Source organism: Streptomyces sp. NPDC008238, assembly GCF_042956445.1.
Lineage (GTDB): Bacteria > Actinomycetota > Actinomycetes > Streptomycetales > Streptomycetaceae > Actinacidiphila.
This window is the reverse complement of the sequence record NZ_JBIBGK010000041.1, coordinates 23,979-43,861: the sequence shown is the minus strand read 5'-3', so window position 1 is coordinate 43,861 and position 19,883 is coordinate 23,979. Positions and strand designations below refer to the sequence as shown.

The window sequence follows — 19,883 nt, the reverse complement described above, 5'->3', positions numbered from 1 at the left end:
CGGCACCGTTGTCGGATCACCTCCGTGAGAGGGCCCGGTACGTGCTCATCGCTCGAAGGTGCCGTACATCGTGGCCCGCGCGATGGCGTAGGTGAACAAGAGGAAGTCCATGAGGGCGGGAGACGTCGCCTCGGACACGTCCAGCTTGTCCACGCCGACGGCATGGACGACCAGGAAGTATCGGTCGGGGCCGTTGCCCGGTGGCGTGGCCGGACCCAGGTACCTGCGGTAACCGGCGTCGTTGCGAAGTGTCACCGCGCCGCCGGGAAGGTCGCTCCCGTCTCCGGCCCCGGCCGGAAGGTCGGTCACGGAAGCCGGGAGGTTGGCCGCAGCCCAGTGCCAGAAACCCGAGGCGGTGGGCACGTCGGGATCGAACATCGCCACTGTGAAGCTTCGCGTGTCGTCGGGGAATCCGGTCCAGCTCAGCTGCGGTGAGATGTCCGACCCGCCTGCCCCCAGAATGCCACTGGCCTGCGCGAGGGCGAGTTGGCCGCCGTGGGGGACGGACTCCGAACTCACCGCGAAGTCCGGGATCGGCGGCATGAAGTCGTAGGGACCGTAGGGCTTGATCATGAAGAGCCTCCGCATCCACGCCCGAAGCCCGGTCCTGCCCTGGATCAACGCTATGACCGCCGTTGTCAGTTGGCAATCGGTCCTGATGGGTTGACTTTGCTGTGTCCCTGCGGCTGGTGGCGTCGGTGCCACGACGATGTCGCCGTGCCGGCCGTCGGCGGTGCCGCGTCACGCTCCGTCCGGGATGCGTCGTGGCGGTGGACGCAGGAACCTGGAGGTAGGTAAGGGGGCGGCTGCGGCGGCCTGCGACGAAACCCGAGCCCGTCACGCTGCGCGGCACGTAACCCGTACTTGTCGGCGAAAGCGAGGCGGCACCATGCAGATGCAGGCAGCTCGGATGCACGGATACAAAGAGCCCCTTCGAATCGAAGACGTTCCCATGCCGGACCCGGCGCCGGACGAGATCCTGCTGAAGGTCGCCGCGACCGGCATGTGCCGCAGTGACTACCAGCTCCTCAACGGTTACTTCGAGGTGCCGTTCCCCGTTGACCTCCCCTACATCCCCGGCCACGAGGTCACCGGCCGGGTGGCCGGTACGGGCAGCGCGGTACCGACGTCGGTGGGGTACTCCGAAGGCGACATGGTCGTGGTCAACCCCAGTTGGGGCGACGGCACATGCCGCCAGTGCCGGGAGGGCAACGAACAGCTGTGCAGCGGCAACGGCAGGTGGGTGGGCTTCGGGCCTCCCGGAGGCTTCGCGGAGTACATGGCCGTGGAAGGCCGCCACGCCATCCCCGTCTCGGAGAACGCGGCTAGGCGCCCGAGGTCCTCGCCCCGATGACCGACGCGGGCATGACCCCGTACCGCGGAATGCGCAAGCTCCGGGACACCGGCAAGCTCGGTCCGGGCCGCACCGTCGCCGTCACGGGCATCGGAGGCCTGGGCAGCTACGCGGTCCAGTACGCCAAGCTGCTCGGCGGCGGAGCGACCGTGGTGGCCCTGGCCCGCAAGGACAACAAGCTGGACGTGGCGAAGGAGAACGGAGCCGACCACGGGATCAACGTGCGCGACAAGTCCAACCAGGCCATCCAGGACGAACTGGAGCAGCTCACCGGCCGCAGGACGATCGACGCCATCCTGGACTGCGTCGGCAGCAACGCGTCCATCTCCATGGGGTTCGACCTGCTGGGCCCCGAGGGTGTGCTGGCGGCGGTCGGCCTCATGAGTCACCACGTCGAGCACAAGCAGTTCCCGTTCGTGGGGACGGAGCTGACCTACCTCGGTTCCTTCTGGGGCAACCACCTGGACCTGGTCGAGGTGCTCTCCCTGGCCGAAGCGGGCCTCGTCAAGCACAACGTCACCAAGGTCGGACTCGAGGACATCAACGACAACCTGGAGGCCCTCGGTCGCGGCGACGTCGTCGGGCGCATGGTCATCGTCTTCGACTGACGTCACACACACACCGCACGCGAAGGGCGGCGTGCTCCGCCTCCACTGGCCGGAGACCGGGCCGGGGGCGTCGTGGTGCAGTACGCGCTTCAGGACCCGGCCAGGCGCCGACCACCCGCGCCGGTGTCGAAGCCTTGCCGGAAGTCGGACATGGGCCCGGTCACGTCGTACGTTCCTTCGCGGAACCGGAAGACGGAAGGCCAGGGGTCGGCTTCCGCACGGAAGTAGCCGGCGTAGTCCGGTTCGTCGACGTGCGGAGCGAGCAGTTCGAGGAGCGATACGACGTCGTCCAGCAGGTCCGGCCACAGGACGCGGACGAACAGTCCCCAGGCATCGTGATCGCCGCGGGACTGGCGTTCCAGACGCGCGAACTCCCCTCCGGGCAGGGGCCTGTCGGTGTCCGGATTCGGAGTCAGCAGAGGACGCGGGTACTCATCGGCGCCGACAGCCGCGGGGCGGTCAGTGAGCAGGCCCATGTGCCAGCACAGGGTGTCCAGGACCGGCCGAGGGGTGTCGTCCTTCAGGAAGCAGGTGAAGACCACTTCGTAGCGAATGTTCACGCGGACATTCTGCAGGTCGGCCGAGGCCCCGGTCGGCTCTGCCAGAGCGTCGAACCACTGCCTTGATCGCCTCGTGGGTCTGCCAGTGCCAACAGCGTTGCTGACAGGCAGCAGTATCGGTCGGCCGTGGCCGCGAACACTCCAGCGGACGTGACCCACTGCGATCACGCTACGGACGATGCTGATGCGCCGACGCGGGGGCAGCGTCGTCGTTCGGCGATGACCTGGCGGAGGGATGGCAAAGAACCACGCCCGGCGACCCGAGGGCCTCCGAAAAGGTTGCCCGAACGACGATGAATTCCGGCACGGTTCCGGGTCTTCAGGTATATCCACCTTTCGCGCGCGCATTGGGAGACACCTTGAAGCTCTTGCTCACCTCAGGCGGCGTCACGAACCCGAGCATCCGCTCGGCGCTCGTGCAGCTTCTCGGCAAGCCGATCGACGAGTGCCACGCCCTCTGTGTCCCGACGGCGCAGTGGGGACATCCGATGTGCGGTCCGGCATCGGTACGGGGCCTCGCAGCCGGCGAACCCCGGTGGCAGCACCTGACCGGCCTGGGCTGGGCCTCGCTCGGTGTCCTCGAGTTGACCGCACTGCCCACTATCGGCGCGGATCGATACGTCCCCTGGGTCCGGGAAGCCGACGTGCTCCTGGTCGACGGCGGCGACGCGACGTACCTGTGCCACTGGATGAGGGAGTCGGGGCTGGCTGATCTGCTGCCTTCGCTGCCCGACACGGTCTGGGTGGGAGTGAGTGCCGGAAGCATGGTCATGACGCCCCGGATCGGCACCTACTTCGTAGAGTGGCAGTCCGCGCCGGACGACCGCACCCTGGGAGTCGTCGACTTCTCGATCTTCCCGCACCTGGACGCCTTCCCGGGGAACACCCTGGCTGACGCTGAGCGCTGGGCTGCCGACATCGGCGGCGCAGCCTACGCCATCGACGAACAGACGGCCATCAAGGTCGTCGACGGCACCGTCGAGTTGGTCTCCGAAGGGCACTGGACGAAGTTCGGGTCATAGCCACCCGGCATTGTGGTGCACTCGCGACCGTGGCAGCCTTTCTGGGCTTCGCACAGCCTGCCGGGAGTTCCTGACCACCGGCGTCGAACCGCCCCTACTGGCCGCTTCAGCCGCACCACAGCTTGGCAGCGCTCTCTTGGGACCGAACCGGCCCCGAGCCCCTGCCGCCCAGCAGGTCGGCCACGGTCCGGTCGCCGTGGGAGAAGTCGCACACACAGGGTGTGGCGGTGTACGCATGGGGGGCCAGAACCAGGCCCACACCAGGCAGGCCACCACCGCTTGGAGGCAAACGGGGTAATTCCGCGTGCACTGTGCCGGCTCACGTTTGAGTCTGTGGTCATGAGTATCCGTCCCTGGGTCATCGTGGAGCCGCCGGACAGTCGTGGTCTTCGCCGCATCAGCATTGGTGGCGAGACGGTCGGCAGTGCCTGGTCACCAGGCGAGCTGCGCAAAATACTCGGCCGCCGCGGTTTCCCTGCGGACATGGATCTGGATGATCCGGCATCCGTATGCTGGCGCGGGGGTGACAGTGGGAACTGGCCCGATCGAGCCTGGAAAAGACGCTCCATCATGTCACTCATGCTGGTCGGGCTGCTCGTCTCCATGGTTTTGAATGCAGTCATCGGATGGCCGGACGCCTCGGGGGCTCTTACTTTCGCGCAACGGATAACCGGAGTGCTGTTCGTGCTCTCGGGCGTGGTGCTGGGAATTGCAGCAATCGCGGCACACGACTACTGGGGGAAACGACACTTAAGGGCTTCCGGGGCGATTGTCCTGCTCGGCGCCATTATTGTGCTCGCGACCGACGTTCTCCTTCTTCTTCTCTGGTTCGAGGAGAGGGAGTACACACCCTACCTGCTGGTCTACGTGCCGGCCTTGTGCTGGTCCGTATGGGCGCTGTGTCTTCTTGTGCGCCAAAAATCGTGGAACGGGATGCCGCAACCCAAAAGATTCGCGGCGGGAGTGGTCGCCACTGCACTCCTCACGGCTGTCAGCCTCGCTTACTCCACTATGTACCAGCCCGCGGCCGCCCCTGTGTATTTTACTCTCAAGACGGAATTCGGAAAGCCGTGGGAAGACGGCAAAAATCCCTTCGTGCAGGTCCCGCTGACATTTTACATGAAAAACACCGGCGGGATCCCGGTGTACATCATCAATGACGGCTACACGGTCCGCGGCAGGGCCGCCTCGTATTCTCAGGGGGACGAGAATCGGATATCGGAGTGGAGCGACAGTTTCGGGAGGCCGGGGACGCCCGATGGGGAGGCCGAACTATACGTCGACCAGCTGAAGTACACCACAATAAGCAGCGGGAGATTCTACGACTCCGGCGACTCGCTCGACGTCGGGCAGGTGTACGCCTTGAAGAAGGTTTTTCAACTTCCCAAGGATGTCGAGTACGACACCGTGACTGCTGAATTGCAGATCTCGTACATCAGAAAGGATCGAGGGAGGCTGGACGTCGACGAGTTCAAGTCCCCTCATGCCACGTGGAACGCACGTGACGGACGCTACTACTGCGACCCGGTGTTGTGCGGAGAACAGCTCGTATACCGCGGCAGGGTACGGCACAACAACAATCTCATCAATGTCACGCGCAAACCGCGGTACGTGACCGCTGTCTGGTCACCGGGGCCCCGGTTCATCTCTTCGATTTCATCCCTGCCCTACGATTATCACAGGGCAGGCGACTACGAGGAGGAAAGAAGGGAACTGGAGAGGTACGGAGCTGCGAAGGACCGAGCCGTTTCAGAGATCTCCGTGGCCGAATTGTTGCGATCCGCAGGCCGCTGACCGGTTACTCGCTGAGCCAGGTGCCCACCGTGGTCCCGTCCTCGGCGAGGTACGTGGCCGTCTGCTCGCAAGAGAGGGCAGAGGGTCCCAGGCTGGCGAACAGCCTATCGTGTGGTACCAGCTCTGCGAGTTCTGGGATGAGCTTTTTGACTGGGAACGGGCCGCGGGTGCGCGTGTCGCTCTGCAACTGGACGAGGATGTCGAGCGTCTTGTTGTTCTCTTCCTCCGCCTTCCAGAAGTCCTTGACCCCTTCGTCGGCCCACCGCGTGGGAAGCAGTTTCCGCAGCCCCTGCATGAGGTCGTGCTCAGGGGTGGACTCGAATATGGCGCTGGTGCAGAACGCGGCAGCTTTCCCGAGCGACTGGTCGGGACGCTCCTGAGCTGAAACGGAGTGCTCCTGCTGGTCCTTCATGCGCGCGGCTTTCTCTTCCAGTTCTTCGATGGCTTCAGCTCTCTCCTCCTGCGACGTCCCGGGGTCATTGATTGTCTTCAGTAGCGCGCCGACCTGCTGCGTGGAATTCGCCAGCTTTTCTCGTTCCTTCGGTGGTGTGTTCGGGTCGACCAGAATGGTGAGAGAGGAGCTCACCGGCAGACCATACGAAGCGAAGCCCTCGGGATAGCTCCGGCTTGCAACCCCGTGCTGGCTCCTCTCCGTAGCGTAGGAGATGTCGTTCACTATTGCGATCAACCGGTCCCGTACGTCCGGTGGTGTGTGGGAATCACGGATCATGTCCAGGGCGGACGTGGTTCGTTTGACCACGAGGATGAGAATGGACCGTTCTTCTGCCGGGACCCGGGGATCATTGACCGCCTTGAGTGCCGAAGTCACCTGCTTCACCATGGCCGTCAACTCTTTCCGCAGTTCGGGGGAGGTTTTCGGGTCACCGATGGCTGCGAGCGTCGCTGCCAGGTTCTCCGTGCTCTCGATGACTCCCTGCCTGTCCTGCGGCGACGTCGTCGGATCCTGGACCGCATCGATCATGGTGCTCAGTGTCCCCACGGTCGACACGAGTTCCTCGGAGACTCGTTCCTTCTGCTCGTTCAGTTTCTTCGTCGCCTCGTCGATTTCCGCATCCTGCTCCGGCGGGATTTTCTGACCGTCCGTGTCGTCGGGGTCCGGCGACGTGTCAGTCGGCGAAGTAGGGGCGGACGTCGTGGGTTCGGGCGACGTTGTGGTTGAAGGCGAGGGCGGCGGCGTTGTGGGTTCCGTCGGGGCTCTCGGTGTGGTGGAAGCAGGCGGCGGAGGAGCCGTGGGCTGAGCCGGTACTCCGGCACGGCCCCCATCCAAGCTCTGAGAATCCGCGGCGGCAATCGTCAGGCTTGCCGGCATCGCGAGTGCTGCAGCCAGAATGGATGCGTTGGCCGCGTGAAGGATGTGTCGCCGGGAAATTCTGGCCATGATGATTCCAGACACGCTTGGCGTCGCACTGTTCCTCGTGGATTCTTCCTGTTGACGGTGAGTCGGTGAAATCGGAACCGGAAGAATGAAGAGCCGATATAAACCCACTGTTCACCCGCCCGGCGCATCCCGCAACGGGAGCCCCGAGCCGCCGTACGAACGGCCTGCGGTCGCTCAGCCGGCCCGGGTGACTGCTGATGGCCCGATCGACGTCAGGTGGCGGACCCGCAATGGATCTGCCACCGCGCGGACGCCTTGAGACGGTCCTGCCCGCAGATGGCGCGACGCCCCAGGTCGGATGTGGATCCGTCTGATGCCCTGGTCGTACCTGGCCCGTATGCCATCGCGGGCAGGCTCGGTGACGGCTTCCCGGTCGGCAGCAGCCGGGGACTGCGGTGGTCGCGGCGATTCCGTAACCTTCGCGCCCCCGCATGCGGGCGGGGGGAAAGCCGTCGCCGCCCGGCGGAGCATCGCAGGGAGCGGTGCGCGCCGTGCCTACTGCACTCCCGTGACGTGTGCCGGATGCATTGTTGGTGATCCTGATCCTGATCCTGATGCTGTGCTGGGCCGCGCTGGTGGGCGTGAGCCGCCTGTGGGTCTGAGTGCACTGGGCCAGTGATGCGGGCGGGTGGCTGCCGGCCACCGCGTGGATCCTCCTCGGCAGCCTGATCGCCGAAGCCTCAGGGCTCCTGGCCGTACGAACCGGGCCGAGAAGCTGCCCCGGCCGAAGCGCCGGCGGGCTATGTACAAGACTTCGGCCCCCGCCCGACAGGAAGTCAGGCAGGGGCCGAATGTTGGTAGCGGGGGCGGGATTTGAACCACGCGACCTCTGGGTTATGAGCCCAGCGAGCTACCGAGCTGCTCCACCCCGCGTCGGTACATCCAGTCTACGATCCTTGGGCGGCTCGCGCAGGCATTTTACGGCGTCACTCGGCGGGCATGGCGAGCGCGAGCTTGCCTGTGACGCGGCCGTCGAGGAGGTGCCGGACGGCTGCGGCAGTCTCGGCGAGCGGGTAGACGCGGTCCACGGCAGGGCAGAGCGTGCCTGCATCGACGAGAGCGGTCAGATCGCGCAGCCCGCTTGCGGCCTCTGAGGCGATGAAGGTGCCGAGATGCCGGCCGGTGAACGGAGAGAGCACCTGGGCGCGGAGCTGCCGATCGGTGCCGCCGAGCCAGCGGCCGTTCGTCTCGCCGCCGGTGATGACCAGTCTGCCGCGGGGTGTGAGGGCTCGGCGCAGATCCCGCAGACCACGGTTGCCCGCGATGTCGATGATGACGTCATAGCGCTGTAGGCCGGCGAGGAAATCCTCGCGCGTGTAGTCGATCACGTGGTCCGCGCCCAGCGCCCGTACGGCCGCGAGCTTGGGGGTGCTCGCGACGGCCGTCACCCGGGCCCCGAGTCCATGGGCGAGTTGGACGGCGAAGGTGCCCACGCCGCCGGCGGCTCCCGTGATCAGGACGTGTTGGCCTTCCCGGACCTTGCCGTTGTCGCGAACTGCCTGGAGTGCGGTGAGCGCACTGACGGGCACCGTCGCCGCCTCCTCGAAGGTGAGTCGGGTCGGCTTGGGAGCGATCCTGTCGGGACGGGCGGCGGCGCATTCGGCGAACGCGGCGGCTGCCGTCCCGTAGACCTCGTCGCCGGGCGCGAACATGGTCACATCAGAGCCGACGGCCTCGACGACACCGGCGATGTTGCGGCCGGGATTGGGGAGCTTTGGCCTTCGTAGCCCGCTCACGGCGCGGATTGGGTACGGCAGGCCGGCCATCATGTGCCAGGTGCCCCGGTCCACGCTGGAGGCGCGCACCCGCACCAGCACCTCGTCCGGCCCGATGGCGGGCTGGACGAGGTGCGCCGTCCGCAGCACGGCTTCCGGATCGGCGCCGTAGCGCTCCTGCACGACAGCGGACATCGTCTTCGTCTCGCCGGTGGTGATCGGCTCGCTCATGTTTCGCATCATCACTGCCCCCGGTTGTGTCCCCACGATACTTACGCCGTAAGTAGAGCACTTACGGCGTAAGGTCGTCAACGCTGGAGACACGAGAGAAGGAGATCCGTTCACCGTGACCCGACGAACCACCTCGCGACCGAACCGCGCGACGCTCACCCGGCAGCGGGTTCTCCATGCCGCCGTCGAACTCGCCGACGCCAGCGGCTTGGAGACGCTCAGCATGCGCAAACTCGGCGAGGCTGTCGGGGTCGAGGCGATGTCCCTGTACAACCACGTGGCCAACAAGGAGGACCTGCTCGACGGCATGGTCGACCTGGTCTTCGGCGAAGTCGAGTTGCCCGTGCCGGGTGCCGACTGGCGACAGGCGATGCGACAGCGGGCGATCTCCATGCGCCTGCTGTTGTCCCGCCACCGCTGGGCCATCGGGCTGATGGAGTCGCGGTCCACTCCAGGCCCGGCCACTCTGCGTCACCACGACGCCGTTCTCGGCTGCCTGCGTCAGGGCGGGTTCTCGCTCGAGCTGACCGCCCACGCCGTCTCGGTTCTCGACAGCTACATCTACGGGTTCGCCCTGCAGGAGAAGACCTTGCCCTTCGGTTCCCCGGAGGAGACCGCCGAACTGGCGGATTCCATCATGAGCGCATTCGGCGACGGCGAGTACCCGTACCTGACCGAAATCGCGACCGCTCACGTCATGCGTCCCGGGTACGACTTCAGCGACGAGTTCGAATTCGGACTGGACCTCATCCTCGACAGTCTTCAGCGAGCGGCGGGCTGACGAGGAAGCGGCGTGCCCGCCGCACGGGTCACAGGCCAAGCGGGGAAGCCGGGGCGTGCCGGCTGAACGCACGGGGCCGGGGTCGCCCACGTCTACCCCGCGGATCCCCGCAATACAGCGGCCGGGGTGCCGCGGGCAGGGCCCTGCCACGCAGCCTCGCCAGGGGTGACGGTGCCGGTGAGGCGCTCGGTCGTGGACTACCGCCCGAGCGCCGACGCCACCCCGGAAGGGCTGCTCAGCATGTGGTGTTGGGGTTCAGGAGCCTGCGCACGAAGGCCTCGGGGTCGGGAACCAGGTCCGCGACGGTGCCGAGGTCCAGGCCCGGCACCAGCGCGACCGCCGGCGCGAGTGGGCCGAGCACCACGGGGGCCAGGAACTGCCAGTGCTCCATCTGCTGGACCGAGCGCAGCAGATCCCGCAGCGTCTCGCGCCAGTCCACAGCGGGAACCCGCGGCGGAACAGGGAAGTTGACCAGGTGGCCGATCTTGCGGCCCCCCGTGGGCATACGGCCCAGGCCTGTCAGCGCGTCCTCATGCAGCGACGGGTCCTCGTTGAGGTGTTCGCCCCAAATCTGCGTGCGCAGCTTACGGACGGACACGCCGACCCGGTGTGGGGCGCCGCCCATGGTGCCGTCGACGAGATTCGTGTCGAAGACACCGAGCTGCAGTTCCGAATCCGTTGTGTGGGAACGGAAGTTAAGGTTGGCGCTCCCCGCGGAGACGTACTGGTCGTCGACGATCATCAGCTTCGCGTGGACGTAGATCTGCAGCGTGGTCGCCGCCTGCTCCAGATGGAAGCAGTGGACGTTCGCGGGATGTGCGGCTGCGATGCGCTGGAGCACCTCGGCGCGCATCGCCTTGTGGACGTCGCCGAGCCCCGGCACGTCGAAGTCGCGGGCGGTGACCAGGATGACCTGGACGCCCCGGGCTGCGGCGGCCCGCAGGTCGTCGACGAGCGGCGAGGGCCACAGGTACTGGTCCTCGATGTAGATGTAGTGCCGCGCCCGGCGGATGGCCTTGCGGTAGGCGGCCGTGACGGTGAACTCACCACCCGGCAGGAAGGAGTACACCCCTTTGCAGGTCAGGGTCCGCAGGACCTGTACGGCCTGGGTGCCTGAGGTGGCCGGCGGCCTGGGTGCTTCCGATGCGGGGATCGGCGCGGGCGTGCCGTCGATACGGCTCGGCGGAGTGGGGTCGTTCCAGCGCTGGACCAGGGACTGCCAGATCTGGCCGACGGCAGGCCCGAACACCGCGCACTGCACATCGTGCCAACCGGGCAGCGAGATCTTCTTCCCCAGGAAGTCCGGTTCCCGTTGCCGTATCGGCAGATCGCCGTGGGCGGCGTTGTCCCAGCGGTCCAGGCAGATGTCGATCCCGCCGACGAACGCCGCCGCATCCTCAGCGGCGCTGCCTTGCACCACCGCGCACTTCTGGTGGTGGGAGCCGAACTCGCCCACCCGGGCGTCGAGGACCGCCTGTGCACCTGCGGCGGCCAGCGCGGTCCGGAAGTCGAAGTTGTCCTTGGACGGGAGGCTCGGAACCCTGGGCCTGCGCACGGGAAGCGTGGAGAATTGCGAGCCGTACACGAGCGCGCGTACGACGATGCCGTTCGCGCGGAGCTTGAGGAGCCGCTCGAGGATCCCCGGTGAGCCCGCGACCGCCGGGCGCAGCACCTGCTCGGGCGAGAACCGCCAGCCGGCGAACAGCACCCGGTTTCCGGCCGTCAGGGCATCCAGCCGCGAGGCCAGCGTGTCGTAGTATCCCTCGGCGTCGACGAAGAACAGGACCATGTTGCCCAGGGTGAAGGCGGGGGAGCGGAAGGGGCCCATCTCGGCGCCGGTCAGCAGCCAGTCCTCCGGGGCGACCGTCTGCACGGGCGGGCGTTCGGCCGCCGCGCACATCTCGTCCAGCTTCAGGACCGTCAACGGGCCGACATCGTCGATCACATCGGCCGAGAGGGTACCGAGTACCTCGACCTTGAACCGGGCGACCGCGCCGGCGGTCTCGTCGCCGTAGTCGCCGTCCGCCCCGAACCGGGGCAGACAGCCAGGGTCCCAGCCGAGGAGCGCGATCTGCACCTTTCGCACGGCCGGATCGTTCCGGTTTCGGGTGCGTGAGATACGGTCCTGGTCCTGCGCGATGGACTCCAGCAGTGGATCTCCGGCGAAGAGCGCGGAGGCAAGCATCCCTGTTCTCCTTCACTGAGGCGCTGACGGCTGGGGCGGCATCTCTGTGGCGAGGCCGGGAAGGAAGACAGGCTCCAGTCGTACCTGTTCCCTGTCGGCCCGATAGTGCTCAAGTTCCTGCGGCCGGTAGCCCGGGGAGCGGTCGTACCGCTCCTTGGCGGAAACCGCCAGGTACTCACTCCCTTGGGCTCGCCTTCTTTGCCCGCGGCACTGCCCAGGGGCCGGTGCAATTGCTTGGTCAGGCGGTACATTCCCGTGCGTGAGGTGTGCAGTTGGCCCGAGCTGTCCGGCCGTACACGGAAGTCGATGCTCTGCTCCGGCTGCATTGCCTTCGGCCCGGCCGCGCTGAGCGCGTCGGTGTCGAACGTGAGCCCGTGTCTGCGAGCCTGGTCGACCATCCACAGCAAGGTGATGTCGGACAGTCCTGCTTCCTGGTAGCCGCCGCCGACAAACCAGTGCACCCCTGCGAACCACACCTGCTTCAGCTTCTGGAACTTCTCGGCGGCGCCCGGCTGCTGATGCCGCAGGGTCGGCCGGAACGCCGAGCGCTGTTCGTTGATGGCCAGCGCGTGGAAGGCCGCCCTGACCCAGCTGCTGAGCTCGGTGTTGTGGAACGCCCACACGACCATCCCCCCTTGCGAGGGCACGGAGCGGCGGCCGGCACCACGTCCATGCTCGCATCACTGAGTGAACCGTGCCATGCGAAGGGCTACGGCGCGAGATGCTCGTCGTCAGGCCACGGTCCCTCTACGCTCATGACCGTACATGGCGGGTCGTCAGCCGACTGTCACGGGAGGTCGCGTACCCACAGGGTGGAGCCACTGTGGCGCACGTGCGGACGGCGCTCTCCCTCGGTGACGTAAGGTACGTCCGCTGCGAAATGGACTTGATGGCCGGGGCGGAGACGGTCCATCACGACCTGTACCTTCGGGGCGTCGCGGAGGCATGGACCCGCGATGCCCGCTTCGTTCACTCTTGGAGTGGGGACCGTCCGTACTCTTCGTCACCGATGAGAACAGGGTGCCGACGCTCCGGCTGATGCCCCGTCGGCTGGGCCCGTCTGGTGAGGCGGGGCTCAGGCAGGCAGCGCGCCGGCCGCGACACACTGCCGGGCACCAGGGTGGTCGACAGCCACCTCGGGTTTCTCGAGGAAGCGGTGCCCTGCGCACACCCCTCCCGCTGCGGCTGAGCGCGCCGAACGTGTCCACCCGGGATGCCGCGGCCTGTGGCGCTGTCCTCCGGGGCCACCGCGCTGCAACAACTCGTCTGCGACGGCAACGCCGACCATGTGCTGTTCCCCGACCGCGCAGTGGAACGCGCCCAGGGGATCATCGGTTTTGAGAATCCGGTTGGGTCGACACCTTTACGAACGCTTCGGGCGCGTCCCCAGAGTCGGCTCGGACCATGGACTCGACCGGGCTGGATCAGGGAATAGCAGGGCAAGAGTGAATTCGGGTGCGTATCGTTCGAACCCGAGGCGGGGCTCGGACCGGGGGGTTGCGAGATGAGTCTGTGGGACCAGCTGGCACCTGCGGCACGCGACTCCGGTGCTCTCACGGGGCTGCGGCAGATGCTGCAGGACATGGGGCTCACCACGGATGTCGACGAGTTATCCGGACCGCCCCCTCAGCGGTCGATGCGGGGGGAGTGGAGCCCATCGGGAGGGCGCGGGTTGAGCCTCGATCCCGGCACCGGTCGTTTCACGCTGGGGTCGGTGGAGCGGACCCCAGAGCTCCGACAGACACCGATCGAGTTCCCGGATCCCAGGGTGACCTTCGAGTTGCTGGTCGACCTGGACACTCCCGGCGGCTCGCCGACCGGGCCGTTCCGGATGACGCTCACCATGCCGAGCGCGATCGCGCGGCTTCCGTTCCTGCGCGGCGCGAGGCTCGACGCCCGGGGCATGCTCGAAGAGGACCCCGCGCACCCGGACGTGCGGTTCCTCCTGCCGCGGCTGACGGTCGAGTGCCGGTGGGCAGGTGCTGACACGGGGCTTGCGACGCGACTCGCGTCCGCGTCGACCGTACCGCCGGGTGGCGTCGACCCGGCGGACGTCTACGAGTTCGTGCGCATGGAGCCACCGTACGCTCTCGTGGGGTCGGGCGACGTCATGGGTTTTGGGTTTCGCACCGCCGCCCTCGATCTGAGCGGTGTCAGCAATCCGCCGGGTGCCGCCCGCGCGATGCCGCTGGAGTGGCAGGGCTTCTGGCTGCCCGAAGCGCGCCTGTTCGTCGCGCCCAGCGGCATGGAGGGGCTCGCTGTCAACGCGGGGGTGCGGGATCTGTGGATCGGGCTCGGGCGGGACGCCGGAGTCACCGGCGTCTTCGAGGCCGAGGTCGTCCAACGGGGCGGCAACCCGCGGGTCAGGGTCCGGTTCCAGGACGACGCGGGTCGCTGGTACGACGGTGCCGGGCCCGACGTGGCCCTGCCCGAACGGTCGACCCTCCTCGTCGACGCGGTCGGCGGCCTCGCCCCGTACACCTACGCCCTCTCGGTGGACGGCACGACGACCACCCGGGACCGGGCCCCGGTGACCACACCCGCGACCGGCGGCATCCCCCTCCAGATCACGGTGACGGATGCGGCGGCCCACACCACGACGCTGTCGCTGACAGCGACCCGCCGCCCGGTCGCCGGGGCCGGCCCCGGCCCCGGCCCGGCGGGCGTTCAGCCGGTGACCGCCGACACCACGAGCACCACCGGCTCGCGCATCGTCGTCACGGCCCAGACAGCGACCACCGCGGTCGTCCGCCTCGAGCCCGACGGCGGCGACATCAGGTGGACCTGGGACGGCGGAGGCAGCGCCAGCGGGGCCACCGCGACCATCCCGGTGCCGAGTGGCGCGACGGACATCACCGTCGGTGTCGTCGCCGACAGAACCCGAGCACCCGGCTCACCGGCCGAGCTGCACTGCTACTTCCGCTTGGACCACCCGGGCAAGGCCGAGGACGGCCTGCCGTCGGACGTGAACTTCGCATACTCGTGCAACCCCGACAACACCCGCACCCGCAAGGCGCTCCCCGACGGCACTTTTGAGCCGGGCTCCGAGCCATTCCTCGGCGGCCCCAACGAGGCCCGTCTCAGGGCGCTGCCACCCGGCACCTCATTCCTCGTCAACGGCTTTGCTTCCTACGACAACGACTCCAGCACGACCGCGCGGCTCAACAACCTCGACCTGAGCGCCCGGCGCCGCGACGCACTCGTCCACCTCCTGTCGAAGTCGGGCCACGGCGCCACCGTGACACGTGGCACAGCCCACGGTTCCGACGCGCACCTCGCCGCGGGCGGCGACCAGGCCCAGCGCAACGCGTACTGGCGAGCCACCGCGATCGTCACAGCGCCGAGCGGTGTCACCGAGAAGGTCCATGCCACGCTGCACCGCGCCGCCGCCCCACCGCCGGCACCGGCCGACCAGGTCGACCCCGAACCGGCGCGGACGCCCGTCCCCGACTGCTTCCGCACGATCGGCATCCGCGTCGAGCTGGTCCGCAACACCTTCGTCCGCGCTGAGGTCTACGGAGAGTTCGACGTCCGGACGGCCGCGGAGATGCGGCTTGCGGCCAACTCCGCCGGCAAGATCCCACCGCGGACCAATCCCGCCGATGGAATCTGTGCCTTCCTCGTCCGACTGCGCATCGACGAGCAGCGCACGGCGTGGACCGCCTCCGGCGACTTCCAGGCTCTCGACAGCGACCTCGACGGGCTTGCCAGGCTCGAACGCCCCACGTCCGGCAGCGCCACCGGCACCGACGTGATCGGCGCGGTCGCCGGGCTCGCGCCGCTGCTCGCCGTCGCGACCCCGCCGTCACCTACCGCCGGTGAGCTGGTCACGCTCGGCGTCGCCACCGGCGCGGTGGTGGCACTTGCCGCCGCCGGCCGGATCAGCACGAAGTACGTCATCCTGCGCGGCGCCGAACTCGTCGCCTCCGACGGCCCGTCAGGCACGGAGGTCAGCGTGCTGCTCGACGTGGAAACGGGGTTCTTTTTCGACGCCGGGCTCGTACGGGTGCCGCAGGACCGGCCGGTCGTGGCACGGTACAAGGCGGTCGGCCTTCGGTCGACGTGGAACACCCGCCCGGCAGCCGGCGGCGTCGAACACGTACCGCTGTGGGCCTTCGACCCGACGAGGGGCTACAGCCTCGACGTGCCAAGCGGCGCCCTGGTCACCCGCGACCCGTTCGACCAGATCCTGCGTGTCCTCGGATTCCGCGTCTCCCGCGACAACCCTGCCTACTTCGAGGCCGAGCTGGGCATCGGTCTCGACCTCGGCATCGTCGACATCGACGCCGTCCGTGTCCGGCTGCGACTGGACGCGGTCGAGCCCCCGCAGATCACGGCCTTGGGCGCCACCATCAACGTGCCCGGTGTGCTGCACGGCTCCGGCTACCTGTCCCTGCCCGGCGACGGCGGGCTCGAAGGCGCCTTCGACCTGACAGTCGTACCGCTGAACATCCGTGCTGCCGCCACGCTGAAGATCGCGCAGAAGGGCGGCGCCACCGGGGTGTTCGTCGGCCTGGAGGTGGAGTTCCCGGTGCCGATCGTGCTCGGCAACTCCGGCCTCGGCGTCTTCGGCGTCCTCGGCGGAGTGGGCGTCAACTTCAAGAGGATCGAGTCCGCAGGTGTGCCGGCGCCCGCGCTGAAGTGGCTCGAGGAACAACTGCCGCGACCACTTGGCGTGCTGGCACCGCAAGGCTGGGAGCCTGACCCGGGGAGGTTCGCGTTCGCCGCAGGCCTGCTGCTCGGCACCCTCGAGGGCGGCTACGTCGTCCACATGAAGGGGATCGTGATCCTCGAGCTGCCCGGGCCGCGGCTGCTGCTGGTCATGAAGGCCGACGTGCTCAAGGCGCCGCCCGCGCTGAGGGGCAGCGGGACCGCCACCTTCGTCGCCGTGCTCGACCTCGACTTCGCCCGTGGCACGATCACCGTCGGGCTCGCCGCGGAGTACACCGTCGTCGAGTTGCTGCATGTCCGGGTCCCGGTCACCGCGTTCTTCGACACCCGGCACGTGCCGGACTGGTTCGTCGACCTCGGGACCTTCACCGAGCCGGCCACGGTGCGCGTCTTCGAGTTCATCGAAGGCACCGGGTATGTGATGGTGCACGGCGACGGCATCACCCATCCGCGGCTGCCGGCCGTGGCGACCAGTGGCCTCACCGTGGCCGTCGGCTTCCATGCGCAGTTCGTCTGGGGCAGTACCGGCGCGGGCCTCTACCTCAAGGTTGCCGGTGGCTTCGACGCGATCCTTTCGTTCAAGCCGTTCGCGCTCGGCGGCATCGTGGAGATCTCCGGCGAGCTTCGGCTGTTCGTCGTCAGCATCGGCGCCCAGGCCCGGCTCACCGTGCTGGCCGGGCGCGGCACAGTGGACGGAGTCGATGTCGAACGCACCCACATCAAGGGCGAGGTGTGCGGCGAGGTCGACTTCTTCTTCTTCAGCGTCTCCGGCTGTGTCGGCTTCGAACTGGGCGACTCCGACGTTCCGGAACCGGAGCCGCCACCGCTGGTCAGTGGCGTCGCCCTGGTCAGCCGCTCGCCCGCGTTGGTCGAGGGCAGCGCCACGGACCGGTCCGTCGACGGCAAGCTCGTCGACGCCCGCGACCTGGCCGACCAGACCGGGGCGGATCCTCAACCGGTGCCGCTTGACGCGATCCCCGTGGTGCTGTTCGACGTACCGGCCGGCATGGTGTCGGACCTCACCGTGCTCGGCCGTACCGTCCTGGGCAGCAACGGCCAGAGCGCCAACCCGTGGGTGCGCCGGGGCCGCCAGTGGTGGCGCTACCAGGTCACCGCCGTCGAACTCGACGGCGCGCTCTCCCCGGGGGAGACACCCAGTGCGTGGTGGGCGCGGGGCAATCCGGGCGACGCGCAGCACGGTCCGGCGCTCGCCCTGCTGTCCTGGCTGCCCGAACCGCACCCGCGCGCGGTGCCTTACGGGGAACGGCTCACCACCACCGTCAGGGAGCAGTGGGGCCGGATATGCGATCCCGCGGCCCAACCCGCGCCCGTACTGTGGACGTTCCACGAAGTGCCCACCGGCCCGAGCCCCGTCGGCTGGACACTGGACGGGCAGCCCTGGCCGGATCCGCAGGACACCGTGCGCAGCACCACACCGCCGGCCCGGCTGCGGGTCACCGAGCGCTGGCGGTGCGGCATCGGGCCGGCCGACCGGCTGCGCGGCATCGAGGCGGCCGGTGTCATCGGTGACGCGGTGCCGTGCCCCGACCGTGGGCGGCCCGCCGAGCCGACCCTCCGGGGCTGGGCCACCGGGCAGCCAGTGGGGTTCAGCCGTGCTGCCGGGATCGACGCCGCCGTACTCCTGGAGTGGAGCCAAACGGTCGCCGACGGTGCGACGCTCCACGACCTTCGCGCCGCGCACGTCGCCAAGGGCTGGGACCCGCGGCTCGCCCGCCAGTCGCTCACCTGTACGGGCAAGCTGCTGCGCTCACCGGCGGGCGACGGCAGCCGTCCGATCCTCTCGGGGGACCTCGACGACGAGAAGGCCGTCGTCAGGGCATGGGAGGACACCAGGTTCCGGCCCGGTGACCTCGGCGACGCGGTGCAGTTCTCGGCCGTGGGCGGACTGCACGCGTTCACGGCGCTGATGCTGGTGCCGCGGTGGTCCATCGAAGGGCTGCTCGTAGTGCGCTCCCTCGACGCATCAGGCGCCGTGCTGGGCGAGCAGCGGGTCGACGCGTCGGCGCTCGTCACAAACGGCAATCCGCTGCCCGGGCGGTGGACCGATCCGGCCGGCCCGTGGGGCGAGCGCGTCGAGCGTGCGGGCCGTATCGCCGCTCGGGTCGCGGCCCGCGAAGACGGGCTCGTACTGGTGCTGGTTCGCGGCGACGTGCCGCGCGACACGCTGACCGTGGAGATCGGCTGGGATCGCCGACGTACGCAAGGCGATGCGCCCGCATTCCACGTGCTCGCCCTCGAAGGGCTCCTGGCGAGCGAGGTCGACCGGTACGTATGGGACGACTCCACGGCCTCCACCCGGCGCGGGGCACTGCAGGCCGCGCTCAACCAAGACCCGGACCAGCACGCACTTCTGACGCCCGGCACGCCGTACACCCTGCGAGTGAGGTGGCGGGCGGCCCATCTGGCGCAGGACGAACTCCCGCCCGTCACACCGGAGCCGGCCTGGGGGGCCGAGCAGACCCAGGAGTTCCGTTTCGTCGCGCAGGGCGCCGCGGAGGTGCCATCGCGGCTCGAGCCATGGGTGCTGGCCACGACACCCGGGCCGGACGACCGGGGCGTCTTCTGCGACGAGGTGGTCCGACTGGCGTTCTCCTCCGCTACCGTCGACAAGCTGTTCAAAGCGTACGGCCAAGAGCTGAGGGTCGTGGTGCGCGCCGCATCCGGTCGGCATCCGGCCCCGCCGGGCGGCGGTCCGGCCGGCCCGCGCCTCCTCGACTTCGCCACCGCGCGTCCCACCACGAACCTGGCGATCTACACGCCGTGGGAGCAGACGGTCCGCGAGGTTGTGACCGGGGAGTGCCTGTCGGAATTCGGTGAGCGGGTGGACCACCGGGTCGTCGACCTGCCATACGTGTTCGAGCCGTGCACGGACCACCTGCTCGACATCGAGCGCGTGCCCAGCGGCTCACCGGTCGGCACGACCGGGGTACGGGTCTTCCGGGTCGGCTTCACCACCTCACGGTTCCGTTCGCTCGCCGAGTTCGCGGGCATGTTCACGGCCGCGCCGGTCGAGCACCTCCTCGTGCGAGATCCGGCACCGCTGACGACGCTGCCCGCCCGACCGGCCGGCAGCACGCTCGACGAGACCTTTTCGTTGGCGGGGCTGGCCGTTCCACAGGTACCGCGCTACCCACGGGTCCAGGTGCTGTGGACCGGTGCCGCCACCCCGCAGCCAGTGGCCGTCGTCGTCGAGTCCAACGAGCCGATGTGGCGCTCCCGGCCGATGCCGACTGTCGTAACCGGCCCGGCCGACGCCGTCGACCCGGCGCACCAGTGGTGGGCCGCGCGGCCGGCCGACTGGCTCACGCCCGAGCCGATGACCGCCGCGCCCGGCCCGGACGAGCCCCCACTCGCGCCGGTCGGGCGGATCGTGCGCGGCCCGGGCGACACCCGTGCCCTGCTGCTGCTCGGCCCCGATGCCCGCGGCAGCGAAGTGCGGTTGCGATTCCGGCGGCGCACCGACCCGCTCGCCGGTGTGCCTGACGACTTGGTCGACGCGGTGCGGGTGCTGCTGGGTGCCGCGCCCTGGGAGGAGAGCTGAC

General features: G+C 68.6%; 11 protein-coding genes, 1 tRNA gene and 1 pseudogene. 6 read left to right on the top strand and 7 right to left on the bottom strand.

The features are described from left to right. Nucleotides 1-45 precede the first annotated feature (45 nt). Nucleotides 46-573, bottom strand: a complete 528-nt coding sequence (locus ACFZAU_RS39305; RefSeq protein ID WP_500556188.1) for a YbhB/YbcL family Raf kinase inhibitor-like protein — start codon at nt 571-573, stop codon at nt 46-48. Nucleotides 574-952: 379 nt separating this feature from the next. Here ACFZAU_RS39305 and ACFZAU_RS39300 point away from each other — a divergent pair, with 379 nt between their 5' ends. Together ACFZAU_RS39300 and ACFZAU_RS39295 are read left to right on the top strand one after the other, a co-directional pair. Beyond that, nucleotides 953-1,354, top strand: coding sequence for an alcohol dehydrogenase catalytic domain-containing protein (locus ACFZAU_RS39300; protein ID WP_500556187.1), 402 nt, complete (start codon nt 953-955; stop codon nt 1,352-1,354). Continuing rightward, nucleotides 1,351-1,962 (top strand): zinc-binding dehydrogenase, encoded by a 612-nt coding sequence (locus ACFZAU_RS39295; protein ID WP_500556186.1) that lies wholly within the window; start codon nt 1,351-1,353, stop codon nt 1,960-1,962. Before ACFZAU_RS39300 ends, ACFZAU_RS39295 begins: the two co-directional genes overlap by 4 nt. 89 nt (nt 1,963-2,051) lie before the next feature. Here the strand turns inward: ACFZAU_RS39295 and ACFZAU_RS39290 are convergent, their stop codons facing one another. After that, the gene (locus ACFZAU_RS39290) at nt 2,052-2,522 is read right to left on the bottom strand and encodes a hypothetical protein (RefSeq protein ID WP_500556185.1); all 471 of its coding nucleotides are present in this window, start codon (nt 2,520-2,522) and stop codon (nt 2,052-2,054) included. Nucleotides 2,523-2,881: 359 nt separating this feature from the next. Here ACFZAU_RS39290 and ACFZAU_RS39285 point away from each other — a divergent pair, with 359 nt between their 5' ends. Both ACFZAU_RS39285 and ACFZAU_RS39280 read left to right on the top strand, forming a co-directional pair. Next, nucleotides 2,882-3,544, top strand: coding sequence for a Type 1 glutamine amidotransferase-like domain-containing protein (locus tag ACFZAU_RS39285; RefSeq protein WP_500556184.1), 663 nt, complete (start codon nt 2,882-2,884; stop codon nt 3,542-3,544). A 579-nt stretch (nt 3,545-4,123) separates the two neighbouring features. Then, entirely contained in the window at nt 4,124-5,338 is a 1,215-nt protein-coding gene (locus ACFZAU_RS39280) for a hypothetical protein (RefSeq protein ID WP_500556183.1), read from the top strand. Between the two features lie 4 nt (nt 5,339-5,342). On the opposite strand, the gene ACFZAU_RS39275 is transcribed toward ACFZAU_RS39280, so the two are convergent. From ACFZAU_RS39275 to ACFZAU_RS39265, 3 genes are all read right to left on the bottom strand, one after another. Further along, a complete protein-coding gene (locus ACFZAU_RS39275) occupies nt 5,343-6,752 on the bottom strand; it encodes a hypothetical protein (protein WP_500556182.1) in 1,410 nt (469 codons plus the stop codon). A 780-nt stretch (nt 6,753-7,532) separates the two neighbouring features. Further along, nucleotides 7,533-7,610: transfer RNA gene (locus tag ACFZAU_RS39270), tRNA-Met, on the bottom strand. A gap of 53 nt (nt 7,611-7,663) precedes the next feature. Continuing rightward, nucleotides 7,664-8,683 carry an NAD(P)-dependent alcohol dehydrogenase gene (locus tag ACFZAU_RS39265; protein WP_500556181.1) on the bottom strand — a complete coding sequence of 340 codons (1,020 nt, stop codon included), beginning with the start codon at nt 8,681-8,683 and terminating at the stop codon, nt 7,664-7,666. Between the two features lie 115 nt (nt 8,684-8,798). Between ACFZAU_RS39265 and ACFZAU_RS39260 the strand changes: the two genes are divergently transcribed. After that, entirely contained in the window at nt 8,799-9,464 is a 666-nt protein-coding gene (locus ACFZAU_RS39260) for a TetR/AcrR family transcriptional regulator (protein ID WP_500556180.1), read from the top strand. Nucleotides 9,465-9,699: 235 nt separating this feature from the next. Here the strand turns inward: ACFZAU_RS39260 and ACFZAU_RS39255 are convergent, their stop codons facing one another. Together ACFZAU_RS39255 and ACFZAU_RS39250 are read right to left on the bottom strand one after the other, a co-directional pair. Next, nucleotides 9,700-11,550 (bottom strand): phospholipase D family protein, encoded by a 1,851-nt coding sequence (locus tag ACFZAU_RS39255; RefSeq protein WP_500556179.1) that lies wholly within the window; start codon nt 11,548-11,550, stop codon nt 9,700-9,702. A gap of 545 nt (nt 11,551-12,095) precedes the next feature. Beyond that, nucleotides 12,096-12,278: pseudogene (locus ACFZAU_RS39250) on the bottom strand (phospholipase effector Tle1 domain-containing protein); the annotation flags it as partial. 875 nt (nt 12,279-13,153) lie between these two features. On the opposite strand from ACFZAU_RS39250, the gene ACFZAU_RS39245 reads away from it, so the two are divergent. Continuing rightward, a complete protein-coding gene (locus tag ACFZAU_RS39245) occupies nt 13,154-19,882 on the top strand; it encodes a hypothetical protein (RefSeq protein ID WP_500556178.1) in 6,729 nt (2,242 codons plus the stop codon). The last annotated feature ends 1 nt before the right edge of the window (nt 19,883 follow it).

Coding starts and splice junctions, on each gene's coding strand:
- ACFZAU_RS39305 (WP_500556188.1), bottom strand. CDS start 573: ATGATCAAGCCCTACGGTCCCTACGACTTCATGCCGCCGATCCCGGAC.
- ACFZAU_RS39300 (WP_500556187.1), top strand. CDS start 953: ATGCCGGACCCGGCGCCGGACGAGATCCTGCTGAAGGTCGCCGCGACC.
- ACFZAU_RS39295 (WP_500556186.1), top strand. CDS start 1,351: ATGACCGACGCGGGCATGACCCCGTACCGCGGAATGCGCAAGCTCCGG.
- ACFZAU_RS39280 (WP_500556183.1), top strand. CDS start 4,124: ATGCTGGTCGGGCTGCTCGTCTCCATGGTTTTGAATGCAGTCATCGGA.
- ACFZAU_RS39265 (WP_500556181.1), bottom strand. CDS start 8,683: ATGAGCGAGCCGATCACCACCGGCGAGACGAAGACGATGTCCGCTGTC.
- ACFZAU_RS39245 (WP_500556178.1), top strand. CDS start 13,154: ATGAGTCTGTGGGACCAGCTGGCACCTGCGGCACGCGACTCCGGTGCT.